Annotated in this window: 16 protein-coding genes; 8 read left to right on the forward strand and 8 right to left on the reverse strand. The window is 65.9% G+C overall.

The window, feature by feature from the left end; all coding sequences use genetic code 11:
• Nucleotides 1-41 precede the first annotated feature (41 nt).
• The 5 genes from ACLIIZ_RS08645 to nagZ all read left to right on the forward strand — a co-directional run bounded on the left by ACLIIZ_RS08645 (nucleotide 42) and on the right by nagZ (nucleotide 2906).
• The gene (locus tag ACLIIZ_RS08645) at nucleotides 42-380 is read left to right on the forward strand and encodes a type II toxin-antitoxin system RelE/ParE family toxin (RefSeq protein ID WP_416691704.1); all 339 of its coding nucleotides are present in this window, start codon (nucleotides 42-44) and stop codon (nucleotides 378-380) included.
• The gene (locus tag ACLIIZ_RS08650) at nucleotides 377-691 is read left to right on the forward strand and encodes a helix-turn-helix domain-containing protein (protein ID WP_416691705.1); all 315 of its coding nucleotides are present in this window, start codon (nucleotides 377-379) and stop codon (nucleotides 689-691) included. The genes ACLIIZ_RS08645 and ACLIIZ_RS08650 overlap by 4 nt, the downstream gene beginning before the upstream one ends.
• A 78-nt stretch (nucleotides 692-769) precedes the next feature.
• Nucleotides 770-1531 carry a pyridoxine 5'-phosphate synthase gene (locus tag ACLIIZ_RS08655; protein WP_416691706.1) on the forward strand — a complete coding sequence of 254 codons (762 nt, stop codon included), beginning with the start codon at nucleotides 770-772 and terminating at the stop codon, nucleotides 1529-1531.
• Entirely contained in the window at nucleotides 1528-1905 is a 378-nt protein-coding gene (acpS, locus tag ACLIIZ_RS08660) for a holo-ACP synthase (RefSeq protein WP_416691707.1), read from the forward strand. The genes ACLIIZ_RS08655 and acpS overlap by 4 nt, the downstream gene beginning before the upstream one ends.
• A complete protein-coding gene (gene nagZ, locus ACLIIZ_RS08665) occupies nucleotides 1902-2906 on the forward strand; it encodes a beta-N-acetylhexosaminidase (protein WP_416691708.1) in 1005 nt (334 codons plus the stop codon). Before acpS ends, nagZ begins: the two co-directional genes overlap by 4 nt.
• A gap of 1 nt (nucleotide 2907) precedes the next feature.
• Here nagZ and arfB read toward each other — a convergent pair whose 3' ends face one another.
• The gene (gene arfB / locus ACLIIZ_RS08670; RefSeq protein WP_465221442.1) at nucleotides 2908-3354 is read right to left on the reverse strand and encodes an alternative ribosome rescue aminoacyl-tRNA hydrolase ArfB; all 447 of its coding nucleotides are present in this window, start codon (nucleotides 3352-3354) and stop codon (nucleotides 2908-2910) included.
• Nucleotides 3355-3395: 41 nt separating this feature from the next.
• Between arfB and ACLIIZ_RS08675 the strand changes: the two genes are divergently transcribed.
• Complete coding sequence (locus ACLIIZ_RS08675; protein WP_416691709.1) at nucleotides 3396-3941, forward strand: glutathione peroxidase; 546 nt, start codon at nucleotides 3396-3398, stop codon at nucleotides 3939-3941.
• Nucleotides 3941-4957 carry a methyltransferase gene (locus ACLIIZ_RS08680; RefSeq protein ID WP_416691710.1) on the forward strand — a complete coding sequence of 339 codons (1017 nt, stop codon included), beginning with the start codon at nucleotides 3941-3943 and terminating at the stop codon, nucleotides 4955-4957. Before ACLIIZ_RS08675 ends, ACLIIZ_RS08680 begins: the two co-directional genes overlap by 1 nt.
• A gap of 8 nt (nucleotides 4958-4965) precedes the next feature.
• On the opposite strand, the gene ACLIIZ_RS08685 is transcribed toward ACLIIZ_RS08680, so the two are convergent.
• Both ACLIIZ_RS08685 and ACLIIZ_RS08690 read right to left on the reverse strand, forming a co-directional pair.
• Complete coding sequence (locus ACLIIZ_RS08685; RefSeq protein WP_465221443.1) at nucleotides 4966-5664, reverse strand: aspartate/glutamate racemase family protein; 699 nt, start codon at nucleotides 5662-5664, stop codon at nucleotides 4966-4968.
• The gene (locus ACLIIZ_RS08690) at nucleotides 5664-6278 is read right to left on the reverse strand and encodes a LysE family translocator (protein ID WP_416691711.1); all 615 of its coding nucleotides are present in this window, start codon (nucleotides 6276-6278) and stop codon (nucleotides 5664-5666) included. The genes ACLIIZ_RS08685 and ACLIIZ_RS08690 overlap by 1 nt, the downstream gene beginning before the upstream one ends.
• A gap of 145 nt (nucleotides 6279-6423) precedes the next feature.
• Between ACLIIZ_RS08690 and ACLIIZ_RS08695 the strand changes: the two genes are divergently transcribed.
• The gene (locus ACLIIZ_RS08695; protein WP_416691712.1) at nucleotides 6424-9219 is read left to right on the forward strand and encodes an autotransporter domain-containing protein; all 2796 of its coding nucleotides are present in this window, start codon (nucleotides 6424-6426) and stop codon (nucleotides 9217-9219) included.
• A 24-nt stretch (nucleotides 9220-9243) separates the two neighbouring features.
• On the opposite strand, the gene ACLIIZ_RS08700 is transcribed toward ACLIIZ_RS08695, so the two are convergent.
• The 5 genes from ACLIIZ_RS08700 to earP all read right to left on the reverse strand — a co-directional run bounded on the left by ACLIIZ_RS08700 (nucleotide 9244) and on the right by earP (nucleotide 14525).
• Entirely contained in the window at nucleotides 9244-10083 is an 840-nt protein-coding gene (locus ACLIIZ_RS08700; RefSeq protein WP_416691713.1) for a putative RNA methyltransferase, read from the reverse strand.
• 8 nt (nucleotides 10084-10091) lie between these two features.
• Complete coding sequence (locus ACLIIZ_RS08705) at nucleotides 10092-11765, reverse strand: ABC-F family ATP-binding cassette domain-containing protein (RefSeq protein ID WP_416691714.1); 1674 nt, start codon at nucleotides 11763-11765, stop codon at nucleotides 10092-10094.
• Entirely contained in the window at nucleotides 11762-12712 is a 951-nt protein-coding gene (argC, locus tag ACLIIZ_RS08710; protein WP_416691715.1) for an N-acetyl-gamma-glutamyl-phosphate reductase, read from the reverse strand. Before argC ends, ACLIIZ_RS08705 begins: the two co-directional genes overlap by 4 nt.
• Before the next feature lie 124 nt (nucleotides 12713-12836).
• Nucleotides 12837-13397 carry an elongation factor P gene (efp, locus tag ACLIIZ_RS08715; RefSeq protein WP_416691716.1) on the reverse strand — a complete coding sequence of 187 codons (561 nt, stop codon included), beginning with the start codon at nucleotides 13395-13397 and terminating at the stop codon, nucleotides 12837-12839.
• A 36-nt stretch (nucleotides 13398-13433) separates the two neighbouring features.
• Nucleotides 13434-14525: an elongation factor P maturation arginine rhamnosyltransferase EarP gene (earP, locus tag ACLIIZ_RS08720; RefSeq protein ID WP_416691717.1), complete on the reverse strand. Its 1092-nt coding sequence runs from the start codon at nucleotides 14523-14525 to the stop codon at nucleotides 13434-13436.
• Nucleotides 14526-14557 lie beyond the last annotated feature (32 nt).

Below are 14557 nucleotides of genomic sequence, written 5' to 3' on the forward strand. Positions count from 1 at the left end.
CGTCTCGAACTTGCTATATAAACGTAACTTGCGTATATTTTATGAAAGCTTTGTTCGTTGAACTCCCCGCATTTTCGAGGTACAGAGCCGACTATCTCGATGACGAAGGCTTTCGTGGTTTGCAGCAATTCATGCTGACGAACCCGGAGGCTGGCGATGTGATCGAAGGGACTGGCGGTCTGTGCAAGTTGCGCCATGGCGACCCTCGTCGCGGCAAAGGCAAGCGCGGCGGCTTGCGGGTGATCTACTACTGGTGGGCTGGGGGCCGGCAGTTCTGGCTGTTCACCCTGTACGACAAGGACGAATCGAGTGATTTGAGTGCCGACGAGAAGAAGGTGCTCAAGCAGATGTTGAAAGCCGAATTGGAGGCACGAAGATGACCAAGCGGAATCTGTTTGCGGAAATTGCCGAGGGTTTTGATGCGCTGGCGAGCGAGCGTGCCGGCAAGCAGACCTTGCGTACGCATAAGGTCGAAGTTCAGCCGTTGCCGGCGCTGACTGCTGAGGAACTGGTCAGTTTGCGCGAACGGCTGCATCTGTCGCGTCCGGTATTCGCTCGCTACCTGCGTACGAATCCGAGGACGCTGGAAAACTGGGAGCAGGGCAGAGCCAAGCCAAATGCCCAGGCGACATTACTGATTCGCCTGGTGGAAAAATTTCCGGATACGGTGGATCGGCTTGCCGCAGTTTGACCCCCGAAATCTCAGCAGTAAACGTCAATCCACAGGCTGCCCGTCGTGAGCGGCATTCATCAGAGAGTTGCAGGAACCATGATCGAACTCGGCGTCAACATCGACCACATCGCCACCGTCCGCCAGGCCCGGCGCACCTACGAACCCGATCCCGTCTGGGGCGCTGTCGAGGCGCATCTGGGTGGTGCCGATGGCATCACCGTCCATCTGCGCGAGGATCGCCGGCACATCCAGGATGCCGACGTCCGCCGGCTCAAGGAAACAACGCAGATCAAGCTCAACCTGGAAATGGCGGCGACCGACGAGATGGTCGGCATCGCCTGCGCGACCCGGCCGGAAATGGCCATGCTGGTGCCGGAAGGGCGTCACGAGGTGACCACTGAAGGTGGCCTCGACATCGTCGGCCAGGAAGCTCGGCTCAAGGACGTGATCGCCCGCCTGCGCGACGCCGGCATCACCACCAGCGTCTTCATCGATGCCGAAATCCCGCAGATCGAGGCGGCGGCGCGGATTGGTGCCAGCGTCTGCGAGATCCACACCGGCCCCTACGCCCACGCCTTCTACGAGAAAGGCCGCGACGCCGAGGCGCCGGCGGTGCTGGCCGAACTGCAGAAAATCCGTGTCGCCGGTCGCGCCATCCGCCAGCTCGGCATGCGCTTCAACGCCGGCCATGCGCTCAACTACTACAATATCCAGCCGGTCGCCCGACTTGCCGGCATCCGCGAATTGCACATCGGCCACGCCATCGTCAGCCGCGCCGTGTTCACCGGCCTGCGCGAGGCGGTGCGCGAGATGAAGGCTTTGATGGTCGCTGCCGCGGCGAATCCGGAAGCCGAATGATCGTCGGCATCGGCACCGACATCGTCGCCGTTGCGCGCCTGCGTGGCATGTGGGAGCGCCACGGCGACAAGGCGCTGGACAAGCTGCTGGCGCCGGATGAACGCGACGATTTCGCGCGTGCCGCCGACAAGGGCCGCTTCCTGGCCAAGCGCTTCGCCGCCAAGGAAGCTTTCGCCAAGGCTTTCGGCACTGGCGTGCGGCCGCCGGTGCTGCTGCCGGCGATTGCCGTCGGCCACGACGCACTGGGCAAGCCGGTGTTTCACTTTCACGGTCAACTGGCGGAAATTGTCGAAAACCGGCGGTTGACCGTTCACCTCTCGATCAGCGACGAAGCCGAATACGCCGTCGCCTACGTTTTGCTGGAGCAAGCATGAGCGCCAAGCTGCCCGGTCCGCTGATGATCGACATCGCCGGCACCGAACTCACCGACCTCGACCGTGAACGCCTGTGCCATCCGCTGGTCGGCGGCATCATCCTGTTTACCCGCAACTACCGCGACCGCGCTCAGCTCACAGCGCTGTGCGATGAAATCCACGCACTGCGCGAGCCGCGCCTGCTGATCGCCGTCGATCACGAAGGGGGCAGGGTGCAGCGCTTCCGTGAAGGTTTCACCCGGCTGCCGCCGATGCGCGCCCTCGGCCAGCTGCACGACAGCGATCCGGCGGCCGCGCTGACAGCCGCCCGCGCCGCCGGTTTCGTGCTCGCCGCCGAACTGCGCGCCTGCGGTGTCGATTACTCGTTCACGCCGGTGCTCGACCTCGACTACGGCCCGTCGCGCGTCATCGGCGACCGCGCCTTCCACCGCGACCCGGCGGTCGTCGTTGCACTCGCCGGTGCCCTCGGCGAGGGGCTGAAAGCCGGCGGTACGGGCACCTGCGGCAAGCATTTCCCCGGCCACGGCTACGTCATTCCCGACTCGCATGTCGAGCTGCCGATCGACGACCGGCCGCTCGCGGCGATGGCCGACGACCTGCGCCCCTACCGCGAACTGGTACTCGACGCGGTGATGGCGGCGCATGTGATCTACGAGTGCGTTGACTGTAATACCGCCGTGTTTTCAAATAAATGGATAACTTATTTGAGAAATGACTTGAGGTTTGACGGGGTCGTTTTCACCGACGATCTGTCGATGGCCGGTGCCGGTGTCGTCGGCGACATGCTGGCGCGCGTGCAGACCGCCTGGGCTGCCGGCTGTGACATGCTGCTCGTCTGCAATGCGCCGGACGCCGTGGCGCAAGTGCTGGATGGCTGGCAGCCGGAGAGCGATGCGCGGCGCGGCGAGCGCGTCGCCCGGCTGCTGCCGGCGGATACCCGGCGCTATGCCGACCCGCATGTCTATCGCGAAGCGTTGCAGGCGCTGGCGCGGCTTGCCTGAGTCAGTCGTCGCCGCCGCGACGCGCTGCCTTCAGTGCCGAATGCCGGCGCTTGGCTTCCTGCCGGCGGCGGACGGCGCCACGGCTCGGTTGGGTCGGACGGCGCGCCTTGGCCTCGACGCTGGCCGCGGCGACCAGCATTTCCAGCCGGCGCAGCGCCTCGGCGCGGTTTTTTTCGAGGCTGCGGAACTCCTGCGCCTTGATCACCAGCACGCCGTCCTTGCTGATGCGCCGGTCGTCGAGCGCCAGCAGGCGGGCACGCACGGCTTCCGGCAGCGACGAGGCGGTGATGTCGAAGCGCAGGTGGGCGGCGCTCGACACCTTGTTGACGTTCTGCCCGCCGGCGCCTTGGGCGCGGATGGCGGTGAATTCAATTTCGTCGGGCGGAATCGCGGGAATCTTCATGCCCGCCAGTGTAGCGCGGCGACGCGCCGGGAACGCACCGGCCATTCGCGGACTCCAAGCGGCGTCCGTCAATCCAGGAGAAAAGAATGAACGACAGCCTCTACGACATTCCGCTAAACAGCCTCGACGGCCGCCCGGCCAGCCTGCGCGACCACGCCGGCGAGGTCCTGCTGGTGGTCAACGTCGCCTCGCGCTGCGGCCTGACGCCGCAGTACGAAGGCCTGGAGAAGCTGCACCGGGAACTGGCGGCGCGCGGCTTCCAGGTGCTCGGCTTCCCGTGCAACGATTTCGCCGGCCAGGAACCGGGCACGCCCGAAGAAATCGGCGCCTTCTGCAGCAGCAATTACGGCGTCAGCTTTCCGCTGTTCGCCAAGCTGCAGATCAACAGCGCGCCGCGCCATCCGCTCTACGCGGCGCTGATCGCAGCGGCGCCGGCGACCGTCTTCCCGGCCGGCAGCGATTTCCGCGCCAAGCTCGCCGGCTACAACATGCTGCCGGCCAACGCCAGCGACGTGCTGTGGAATTTCGAAAAATTCCTGGTTGACCGCGACGGTCGCGTCGTCGGCCGCTTCTCGCCCGATACCGCGCCCGACGACGCGGCGCTGCGGGCGGCGATCGAGGCGCTGCTCTGATGTCGGCCAAGCCCGACGTCTGCCTGCCCAGCGGTGACGCCGAGCTGGCGATGCTCGACGTCTACCTGCCGATGATGAAATCGGCGGCCATCGTCTCGGCCGGCCAGCTTGGCCTGTTCGAGGCGCTCGCCGACGGGCCGCTCGCCGCCGGCGAACTGGCCGGGCGGCTGCAGGCGTCGGCGCGCGGCATCGCGACGCTGGCCGATTTCCTCGTCGCCATCGGCTATCTCGAACGCCAGGGCGAGGCCTATGCCAACACGGCGTCGACCCAGCGCTGGTTCACCTCACGCGGCGCCGTCGACTACACGCCGGGCCTGCTGTGGACCGCCGAAGCCTGGCCGATGCTGGGCGAGCTGGCCGGTGCGGTGCGCCGCGGCGGGCCGCAGACCACGCTGTGGCAGGCGATGCAGGCGCGGCCGCAGCTCGGCGAGCGGTTTTCCGCCTACATGGGCGCCTTCGCCCGCGACCTCGGCCCCGACTTGCTGGCGCGTGTGCCGGTAGGCGACGACCAGCGCCGCCTGCTCGATCTTGGCGGCTCACACGGCCTGCATTCGATCCGCTTCTGCGAGCGCTATCCGCAACTCAGCGCGCAGATCGTCGACCTGCCCAGCGCGCTCAGCGAGACGCCGGCGACCATCGCCGCCCACGGCCTGGCCGGGCGCATCGCGCTGACCTCGGGCGACGTTCTCGAGTTCGACTGGGGCCAGGGCTTCGACCTCGTCTTCTACCTCTCGGTCGCGCACAACCAGAGCGCCGACGACAACCGCCGCGTTATCCGGCGCATCCGCGACAGCCTGAAGCCCGGCGGCCAGCTGGTGATCCACGAATACCTCGACGACCAGCCGCCCGGCGCCTACCACGCCGCCTTCAAGCTGACCCTGCTCTACGAGACCGGGACGCAGATCCACCGCGAAGCCGACTACCGCGACTGGCTGGCCGAAGCGGGCTTTGCCAGCGTCGAACGCATCGACCTCGATCCACGGGAAAAAGGTTCGCTACTGTTGGCTCGCTGCTGAGGCTGGTTTCAGTCGGCCAGCGCGAAATCCACCGCCGCCCGCGCATGCAATAGCGTGGTGTCGAACAAGGGCAGCGGCGAGTCGTCCGGGCCGATCAGCAACGAAATTTCCGTGCAGCCGAGTATCACCGCTTCGGCGCCACGGCAGGCCAGGTCGGCGATGATGGCGCGGTAAGCAGCGCGCGACGTCGGTTCGCTGCGGCCAAGGCACAACTCGTCGTAGATCACACTATGCACGATCTCGCGCTGCTCGGCATCGGGCAGCAGCACCTCCAGCCCGTGCGCGCGCAGGCGCTCGACGTAGAAATCCTGTTCCATCGTGAAGCGCGTGCCGAGCAGGCCGACCCGTGTCAGCCCGGCAGCCCGGATCGCCGCCGCCGTCGGGTCGGCGATGTGCAGCAGCGGCAGGTTTACCGCCGCCGCAATGGCTGGCGCTACCTTGTGCATGGTGTTGGTGCACAACACCAGCGCTTCGGCGCCGGCCGCCGCCAGGGCGCGGGCGGCGTCGGCCAGGCGGGCGCCGGCCGTGATCCAGTCGCCGGCCTGCTGCAACTGCTCGATCTCGGCGAAGTCGACGCTGTAGAGCACCAGTTTTGCCGAATGCAGCCCACCCAGGCGAGCGCGGACCTGTTCGTTGATCAGGCGGTAATAGGGCAGCGTCGATTCCCAGCTCATGCCGCCGATCAGGCCGAGGGTCTTCATCGTCATCAGCGCTCCGCCAGGGCCAGATGGACGCCGAGGCCGGCAAAAACGCCGGCAAAGCCGCGCCGCAACCAGGACTGGACGCGCGGCGCCTCGATGACCGTGCGCCGGAACGCGTGAGCCAGCAGCCCGTAGGCAACGAAGACGACAAAGGTCATCAGCATGAAGACGGCGCTGAGCTGCGCCAGTTGCATCAAGGGCGAACCCTGGGCGGGATCGACGAACTGCGGCAGGAAGGCGAGGAAGAAAATGCTCAGCTTGGGATTCAGGATGTTGAGCAGGAAGGCCTTGATGACCCACTGGCCGGCCGTCTGCCGGCGCTTGTCGCTGTCGACCGCGAAGCTGTCGCGATCGCGCCAGGTGGCGACGGCGATATAGAACAGGTAGGCGACGCCGGCAAACTTCAGTAACTGGAAGGCGAGGGCGCTGGCATGCAGCAAAGCGGCCAGCCCGAGCACCGTCGCCAGCAGGTGCGGCAGGATGCCGGCGGTACAGCCGAGCGCCGCATAGAGCGCGGCTCGCCGGCCGTGCACCAGCGCCGCGGAAATCGTGAAGATGACGCCGGTGCCGGGAATCAGCACGACGATCAGCGAGGTCAGCAGGTATTCGTAGCTTGGCATGGGCGTCTTCGGGAATGGTGACCATGGCATCTTACGACATGCCGAAGCACTTGGCAGGCGCGGCATGCACAATCCAATGACTCTGGAATTGGCTGCGGAAGTCGGGGACAATGCTCCCCCTTCGAGAAATCTCGGAATCCCCAAATTGAAAAGCCTGCCGGTTGTTCTCGTACTATCGATTCTTGCAGCACCCGCAGCGGCCCAGTTCGTACCTGGCCCCGAGTTCTACAACCAGCCCGCCTTGTCGGCGGTCAATCTCCTTCTGGCCTACGACGCTGGCTTGAGCGGCGCCGGGGTGCGGGTCGGGGTGGTCGATAGCGGCATCAATCCCAATCACGTCGAGTTCGCCAATGCCATCCTGGCGGGCTACAACTCGTATACCGACCGTGCCGGCAACAGCAATTTTGCCAGCTACCTGCAGGACTACTACAACCACGGCACCCTGGTCGCCAGCGTGCTTGCCGCCCGCCTCGACGGTGCCGACCGCGCCAACAACATGCAAGGCGTTGCCTACCGGGCGGGACTGGTCATCGGCGCGTTGAATTTCGTTGCCGACGATCAGTTCAACGTTATCTACATCGCATCATCGCTCGACTACGTCAGCAGTTTGTCGACCAAGGTCATCAACAATAGCTGGGAGTTCGTCTCCGGCACGATCGACCCGACGCTCAATTACCTGAGTCTGTTGCGCGATTACCCGATTGTTGTTTCGGCCATCGACAGCGCACTGGCCCGGGGCAGCGTCCTCGTTTTCACCACGGGTAACGAAGCCGCTGCCAACCCCGGAACACCCGCCATCGTGCCCGCGTATGACCCGGCGATCGCCGCCCGAGGCGGCTTCATCGTCGTCGCGGCGACCAACAATGCGGGGACGGCCCTGGCTGGGTATTCGAACCGCTGTGGTGTCAGCAAGGAATACTGCCTGGCCGCCCCGGGAGGCGACGACGTTCCCGGCCTGCCGCTATCCAGCACAGGCATTCTCGGCGCCGACAGCACGGCGCAGGAGGGTTATTCCCACGCCACGGGGACGTCCGCCGCCGCGCCCATCGTTTCCGGCGCGGTGGCGCTGGTCGCCGAGCAGTTTCCTTGGATGAGCAACAAGAATCTTGCGGTGACCGTCCTCACCACCGCCAACCGAGCGGCCAACCCGGATGTCGAATGGGGACGCGGCCTGCTCGATGTGGGCAAGGCGATTCGCGGACCCGGGTTGTTGGAAGAGGACTTCGAGGCGAATCTCCCGGCGGGCTACACCTCGATCTTCAGCAACGACATCGGCTACCGTCCCGGACTGAATGGCGGGCTGATCAAGCTCGGCGGCGGCACCCTAGCGCTGACCGGAATGTCCAGCTATACCGGCGATACCGTGGTCGACGGCGGCACGCTGGTGGTCAATGGCAGCCTGCTCAGCCCGGTCACCGTGGGTACAGCCGGTACGCTGCGCGGCACTGGCAACTTGTCGGGGGCCGTGACGGTGAACGGCGTGCTGGCGCCCGGCGACCCGGTGGGCGAGCTTACGGTGGGTGGCAATTTGACGATGGGCCCCACGGCCAGGTTTCATACCGGGGTTGCAAGCGCTAGCGCTTTTGGCCAGCTGGATGTCGTCGGGAGCGCGGCGTTGCCGGACGACGCCAGAATCGTCGTACAGGTGCTGGGCACCGGTTACAACACGGCGGGCAGGCTGGAGGACGTCATCCGGGCGGGAACGCTGATCGGCAATGGCAGCTTCAGTGTCACCGACAATTCCCTGCTGTTCAACTTTTCCGCCAGCCAGGACGGCAATACCGTCGCCCTGCTGGTGCGGCACGATGCGTCCGTCAATCTGCAGGAGATGGTGAGCAATGCCGGCAAGCGCTCGGCGAGGTCGGCGGCCAGGGCCATCGATGATGAACTCGCCGGCAATCCGGCGAGCCGGCTTGGGGGAATGTTCGGAGGCTTCACCGATGGGCAGGAAAGCCAGCTTGCGCAAGCCATCAGCCAGACGCTGCCGCTGCTGAGCGGCGAAACAAGCCGCGTCGCCCAGTCGGTAATGGGCTACGTCGGCCGCATCGTCCAGACGCGTCGACATGATCCCGCTGGCTTGCCGGAAAATTCGTCGGTCGAAGGCGACCGGGAAATGTGGCTGCGGCCGTTCGGCACCTGGGCCGAGCAGAAGGATCGCGGGGATGTTCCCGGCTATGACCTCAGTACCGGCGGCATGGTGCTCGGTACCGAGGCAGCGGTTTCCGCCGCCAGCCGTCTTGGCCTCGCTTTTGCCTACGCCAGCAGCCGCGTGCAAGGCGGAGCGTCGGGCGCTTCCCACCGCGCGGAGATGCTCGGCTATCAGTTGCTCGGCTATGGCAGTCATGCTCTGGATGCCGATAGCGAACTGAGCTTTCAGGCAGGATTCGGGCGAAATGCCACCGATGGTCGGCGTCACATTCCATTCGCCTCCGGTACGGCGCTTGCCAAGTATCACAGCCTGACGGCCAGCGCCGGGATGGGTTTGGAAAGAAGATTCCAGCTCGACGAAAAAACGAGCTTCCTGCCGTCGATCCGTGCCGATTACCGCTGGATCAGGGATAGCGCCTACCGCGAAAAGGGGCCGGCCACGCTATCGCCGCTGTTGCTCGACGTCGCCGGGCGTGTTTCGGAGGAACTGATGCTGGGACTGAATGGGCGGATGAACTACCGTCTGAATGCCTCGACCGCGCTCAGCGTCAACCTCGGTGTCGCTTACGATGCAATCAACGGGAACGCGCCCGTTCGGGCGGCGTACGCGGCCGTGCCCGAAGCGTCGTTCGCGACGCATGGCATCGATCGCAGTCCCTGGCAGGCCAGTGGCGGTCTGTCGCTGGTGCATCGGCACAAGAGCGGGGCGGAAATCAAGCTGCGTTATGACGCCGAGTCGCGTCGCGCTTACCTGTCTCATGCGGCGTCGGCCGTTGTGCGCTGGACCTTCTAGCAACGCACCGTTCGCACCAGGCGTTCAGGTGCCGAAAATCTGCAGCCGCACATCGACCGTCAGTTCCAGCCGGTTGAGTTGCGCCGCCCTTTCCCGGCCGGCCGGGCTGGCGCGGTAGAAGTGCGGGGTCATCACCAGCAGGTCGGCGATTTGTTCCTGGCTGTCGAGTTCGATGCGGCAGGACAGCGCTTCGCGGTGCTCCAAGGCAAACCCCGGTGGTGCCTGATCGTTCGGCGCTGCCGGGGTTTTCAACGTCGGATAGATGATTTCGCGCAGTTCGCGCAGGTGATCGGGGCCGGCGTCGATCATGATCAACAGGCCGCCCGGCTTGAGCACGCGGGCGAATTCCGGATAGACCGGGAAGCCGAACAGGCACAGCACGCGGTCCAGCGTCGCCGGCAGCACCGGCAGATTGGCGTTGCTGCCGACGATCCAGGTCGCCGTCCCGCGTTGCGCTTTTGCCGCCGCCTGAACCGCCCATTTCGAGATATCGAGGCCGAGCAGGGCCGGGGATTTTCCGGCAGCGTCGGCCTGCGCGGCTAGCTGGCGCAGGTAGTAACCTTCGCCGCAGCCGGCGTCGAGGCAGGCGGCATCGGCCGGCAGGTCGGCGAGCGCGGCGCGCGCCGCCAGTTCGGCGATCGGCCGGTAATGGCCGGCTTCCAGGAAGCGGCGGCGGGCGGCGACCATTTCCTTGCTGTCGCCGGGATCGCGCGAACGCTTGTGCTGCACCGGCAACAGGTTGACGTAGCCTTGCGCGGCCTGGTCGTAGCGGTGGCCGGCCGGGCAGGTCCAGCCGCCATCGACCGGCGCCAGCGGCGCGCCGTCGAGCGGGCAGGCGAGGGCGGTGAACGCTGTCGTCGCCATCGCCGGCCTCAGGCCGCCTTGAGCAGTGCCGCGGCTTCCTCGCGAGCGCGCTTGGCTTCGTCGAGCAGGTAGCGCTGGTAGTCGTCGAGGTCGCCGTCGAAGGGACCGACGCCGCCGCGCGAGACCAGCCAGAACTCGTCGCACACCGAGCGCAGCATGGCGCGGTCGTGGCTGACCAGCATCACCGTGCCCTCGAACTCGTTGAGTGCGACGGAGAGCGCCTCGCGCGTGTTGAGGTCGAGGTGGTTGGTCGGTTCGTCGAGGAGCAGCAGGTTGGGCCGCTGCCAGACCAGCATGCACAGCACCAGGCGCGCCTTTTCGCCGCCGCTCATGGTGCCGACCGCCTGCTTGACCATCTCGCCGCCGAAGTTGAAGTTGCCGAGGAAGTTGCGCAGTTCCTGCTCGCGGCCGGGGACGTTGCTGCGCCCGGCGGCGATCGCTTCTTTGGCCAGGCGGATCATGTGTTCGAGCGGCGTGTCCTGCGGGCGCAGCACGTCGAGTTCCTGCTGCGCGAAGTAGCCGATGTTCAGCCCCTTGCCTTCGGTGACCTGGCCGCTGAGCGCGCCGAGGTCGCGGGCGATGGTCTTGACCAGCGTCGATTTGCCCTGGCCGTTGGCGCCGAGGATGCCGATGCGCTGGCCGGCCATCACCGAGCGGTTGATGTTGCGCACGATGGTCGTCGGCGGCGTGCCGGCCGGCGCGTCGGCGGGCGGCGGGTAGCCGATGGCGACATCGACCATCGACAGCATCGGGTTGGGCAGGTTCTGCGGCTCCTGGAATTCGAAGCTGAAGTCGGCGTCGGCCAGCACCGGCGCGATCTTTTCCATGCGCTCCAGCGCCTTGACCCGGCTCTGCGCCTGCTTGGCCTTGCTGGCCTTGGCCTTGAAGCGGTTGATGAAGGACTGCAGGTGGGCGATCTTGTCCGCCTGGCGCGCCATCGTCGCCTGCTGCAGCGCCATCTGCTCGGCGCGCATGTCCTCGAACTTGCTGTAGTTGCCGCCGTAGCGGACCAGCTTGGCGTTGTCGATGTGCAGCGTGACCTGGGTGATTGCGTCGAGGAACTCGCGGTCGTGGCTGATCATCACCAGCGTGCCCTGGTAGCGCTTGAGCCAGGCTTCGAGCCAGACCATGGCGTCGAGGTCGAGGTGGTTGGTCGGCTCGTCGAGGAGCAGGATGTCCGACGGGCACATCAGCGCGCGTGCCAGTTGCAGACGCATGCGCCAGCCGCCGGAGAAGCTGTTGACCGGCTGATACAGCTCGGAGACCTTGAAGCCGAGGCCGAGGATCAGCGCCTGGGCGCGCGCCTCGGCGTCGTGTTCGCCGGCGTCGTGCAGCGCCATGTAGGCTTCGGCCATGCGCATGCCGTCGTCGCTCGCCTCGGCGGCGGCGACTTCGTTGCGGGCGGCGAGCAGCGGCGTGTCGCCGTCGATGACGAAATCGGTCGCCGACTGGTCGGTTTCCGGCATTTCCTGGGCGACCTGGCCCATGCGCCACTGGCTGGGCATCGAGAAGTCGCCGCCATCCTCGTGCAGCTTGCCGCTGAGGAGCGCGAACAGGGTCGACTTGCCGGCGCCGTTACGCCCGACCAGGCCGACCTTCTCGCCCGGATTGATGGTGACCGTGGTCTTGTCGAGCAGCACTTTCGTGCCGCGACGCAGGGTGACTTTGCTGAGGACGATCAAACCAGACCAGCGCTTTCCTCAACGCCCAGATGCACGTTCATCGCCTGCACGGCGGCGCCGGAAGCGCCCTTGCCCAGGTTGTCGAGACGGGCGATCAGCAGCATGCGTTCGGCGTTGCCGAAGACGGCGATGTCGACGCGGTTGCTGCCGTTGCAGGCTTCGACGTCGAAGAAGCCGCCGTCGGTGGTGGCTTCGAGATCGACCGGCAGGACATTGATGAAGCGCTCGCCGGCATAGTAGTCGGCAATGATCTTCTGCACGTCGGCCGGGGTCGCGGCGCGGGTGAATTGCGCTGGGTGCAGGTAGGCGGTGACGGCCAGGCCTTTATAGAACGGGCCGACGATGGGCTGGAAGATCGGCGCCACGCTCAGGCCGGTATAGGCCTGCATTTCCGGCAGGTGCTTGTGCGCCAGGGCGAGCGCGTAGGCGCGCGGCGCCTTCAACTGCGTCGTGCTGGCAGCGGCGGCTTCGTAGTCGGCAATCATCGACTTGCCGCCACCGGAGTAACCGGTGATGGAATTGGCGGCGATCTGCGTGTCGGCCGTGAGCAAGCCGGCGGCAACCAGCGGACGCAGCGCCAGGATGAAGGCGCTGGCGTGGCAGCCGGGGTTGGCGATGCGCTTGCTGGCGCGGATCTTGGCCCGTTGTTCCGGGCACAGCTCGGGCAGGCCGAAGACCCAGTCGGGATTGACCCGGTGCGCGGTCGAGGCGTCGATGATGCAGGTGTTCGGGTTATCCACCAGGCTGGCCGACTCCTTGGCCGCCGCGTCGGGCAGGCAGAGGAAAGTCACGTCGGAGGCGTTGATCAGGCGCTTGCGCTCGGCGAGATCCTTGCGCTTGTCGGCGTCGATCTTGAGGATTTCGATATCGGCGCGCTGCGCGAGGTATTCGTTGATCTGCAGGCCGGTGGTGCCTTCCTGGCCGTCGACAAAGACTTTATAGCTCATGGTGGGTCCGCGGTTCGGGTTGGTTGAACGGGAATTCTGGCAGAAAAGCGTGTCGCTTTGGCGACAGCCCGGAAAAGCCAAGGGCAGCCGAAGCTGCCCTTGAAAGATCCGGCAGTTTCCGGAATTACTTGGTACGGCTGCGGTATTCGTCGGTGCGCGTATCGATTTCGATCTTGTCGCCGATTTCGACGAAGGCCGGCACCGGCAGTTCGAAACCGGTTGGCTTGATGCGGGCCGGCTTCATGACCTTGCCCGAGGTGTCGCCCTTGACGGCCGGCTCGGTGTATTCGACTTCGCGCACGAGCATGGTCGGCAGTTCGACCGAGATCGCCTTGCCGTCGTAGAAGACGACTTCGCAGGGCATGCCGTCATCAAGGTACTTGAGCGCGTCGACCATGTTCTCGGCTTCAACTTCGTACTGGTTGTACTCGGCGTCCATGAAGACGTACATCGGGTCGGCGAAGTAGGAGTAGGTGACTTCCTTCTTGTCGAGGACAACGACCTCGAACTTGTCGTCGGCCTTGTAGACCGCTTCCGACGGGTTGCCGGAAAGCAGGTTCTTCAGCTTCATCTTGACGACGGCGGCGTTGCGGCCGGACTTGTTGTATTCGGTCTTCTGGACGACGAGCGGGTCGCTGCCGACCATGATCACGTTGCCAGAGCGGAGTTCCTGAGCGGTCTTCATGTGGGATATCCCAAAGCGGAAAAATAAAACGCGAGATTATACCTGCGCGGCGCAGAATTTGACGAGATTCGTCGCCAGATCGGGCTGCATGCGCAAGGCCGCGTTCCAGCCCGCGGCGTGGTGGGCGATTGCGTCGTAATGGCCGAGAAAATCGGCCCAGGCGGCGGTGCAATCGGCCCCTGTGTTCCAGGCCAGGAATAGCTGGCGCAGCGCGCGAGCCGCCGGCTCGGCGAGATCGGCGCAGTAGCGGTCGAGGAAGGCGTCCAGCTTGCCCAGGTGGGCGTCGTCGTCCTGCCGGTAGATCTGCCAGACGAAAGGCCGGCCGGCCCACTGGGCACGGACGAAGGAATCCTCACCGCGCACGAAGTTGATCGCGCAGCGGCGCAGCAGCGCGTCGTAGTCGTCCTGGGCAAGAAAGGGGATTGGCTCGATGCGCGCCAGGCCGAGCTGCCACGGTCCGTCGCCACCCAGGCAGGCGCGCACCGCAGCCAGCGGCTGGCCGGGCGGCACCAGGCAGCGCAGCGGCCGGGGTGAGGCGGCAAAAGCCTCAAGCAGGCTGGCGACCGGCGCCGTCGCGTAGCAGAACAGGCTGATTTCCGGCGTCGCCGGCAGCGCGGCGAGTGGCGCCGCCGGTAGCCGGGCTTCGCGCGGCAAGCCGGCGGTCGACGGCGAAAAACCGGGAAAAACGAAATGCTTGGTCAGCGGCAGCGAGGGGTGCGGCGATGCCATGCCGTGGCAGGATTCGACCCAGGACTCGGCGCTCAGGTATTCGAGGTTGAGCCACACCGGGCGCGCCGGCCGCTGCGCCATGCCGGCAACGTACCCGGGCGGTAGCTCGCAGGCAAAAGCTTCAACGACGACGTCGGCGATTTTTGCCTCGGCAAGCCAGTCGACCGTGGCGTCGTCCACCCAGTGGCGCACTTCGACGCCGGCCAGCGCCTGCGCTGGCAACGCCGGATCGCAGGCCGGGCAGAGCGGCTGCAGGCTGGCCAGATCGTCCACCCACAGGCGCACACGTTTGCCATGCTCGGCCGCCAGTTGGCGGGCGAGTCGCCAGCAGACGCCAATGTCGCCGTAGTTGTCGACGACGCGGCAGAAAATGTCCCAATGTGGCTGCATGGGCGGCATGTTAACATCGCGGCCCGTGCCTTCTTCCCCGT

Source organism: Azonexus caeni, from assembly GCF_048146105.1.
Lineage (GTDB): Bacteria > Pseudomonadota > Gammaproteobacteria > Burkholderiales > Rhodocyclaceae > Azonexus > Azonexus aromaticus_B.

Excerpts from the sequence above, each read along its gene's own strand:
- ACLIIZ_RS08645 (WP_416691704.1), top strand. The coding sequence starts at position 42 with ATGAAAGCTTTGTTCGTTGAACTCCCCGCATTTTCGAGGTACAGAGCC.
- ACLIIZ_RS08650 (WP_416691705.1), top strand. The coding sequence starts at position 377 with ATGACCAAGCGGAATCTGTTTGCGGAAATTGCCGAGGGTTTTGATGCG.
- ACLIIZ_RS08655 (WP_416691706.1), top strand. The coding sequence starts at position 770 with ATGATCGAACTCGGCGTCAACATCGACCACATCGCCACCGTCCGCCAG.
- acpS (WP_416691707.1), top strand. The coding sequence starts at position 1,528 with ATGATCGTCGGCATCGGCACCGACATCGTCGCCGTTGCGCGCCTGCGT.
- nagZ (WP_416691708.1), top strand. The coding sequence starts at position 1,902 with ATGAGCGCCAAGCTGCCCGGTCCGCTGATGATCGACATCGCCGGCACC.
- arfB (WP_465221442.1), bottom strand. The coding sequence starts at position 3,354 with ATGGCCGGTGCGTTCCCGGCGCGTCGCCGCGCTACACTGGCGGGCATG.
- ACLIIZ_RS08675 (WP_416691709.1), top strand. The coding sequence starts at position 3,396 with ATGAACGACAGCCTCTACGACATTCCGCTAAACAGCCTCGACGGCCGC.
- ACLIIZ_RS08680 (WP_416691710.1), top strand. The coding sequence starts at position 3,941 with ATGTCGGCCAAGCCCGACGTCTGCCTGCCCAGCGGTGACGCCGAGCTG.
- ACLIIZ_RS08685 (WP_465221443.1), bottom strand. The coding sequence starts at position 5,664 with ATGACGATGAAGACCCTCGGCCTGATCGGCGGCATGAGCTGGGAATCG.
- ACLIIZ_RS08690 (WP_416691711.1), bottom strand. The coding sequence starts at position 6,278 with ATGCCAAGCTACGAATACCTGCTGACCTCGCTGATCGTCGTGCTGATT.
- ACLIIZ_RS08700 (WP_416691713.1), bottom strand. The coding sequence starts at position 10,083 with ATGGCGACGACAGCGTTCACCGCCCTCGCCTGCCCGCTCGACGGCGCG.
- argC (WP_416691715.1), bottom strand. The coding sequence starts at position 12,712 with ATGAGCTATAAAGTCTTTGTCGACGGCCAGGAAGGCACCACCGGCCTG.
- efp (WP_416691716.1), bottom strand. The coding sequence starts at position 13,397 with ATGAAGACCGCTCAGGAACTCCGCTCTGGCAACGTGATCATGGTCGGC.
- earP (WP_416691717.1), bottom strand. The coding sequence starts at position 14,525 with ATGCCGCCCATGCAGCCACATTGGGACATTTTCTGCCGCGTCGTCGAC.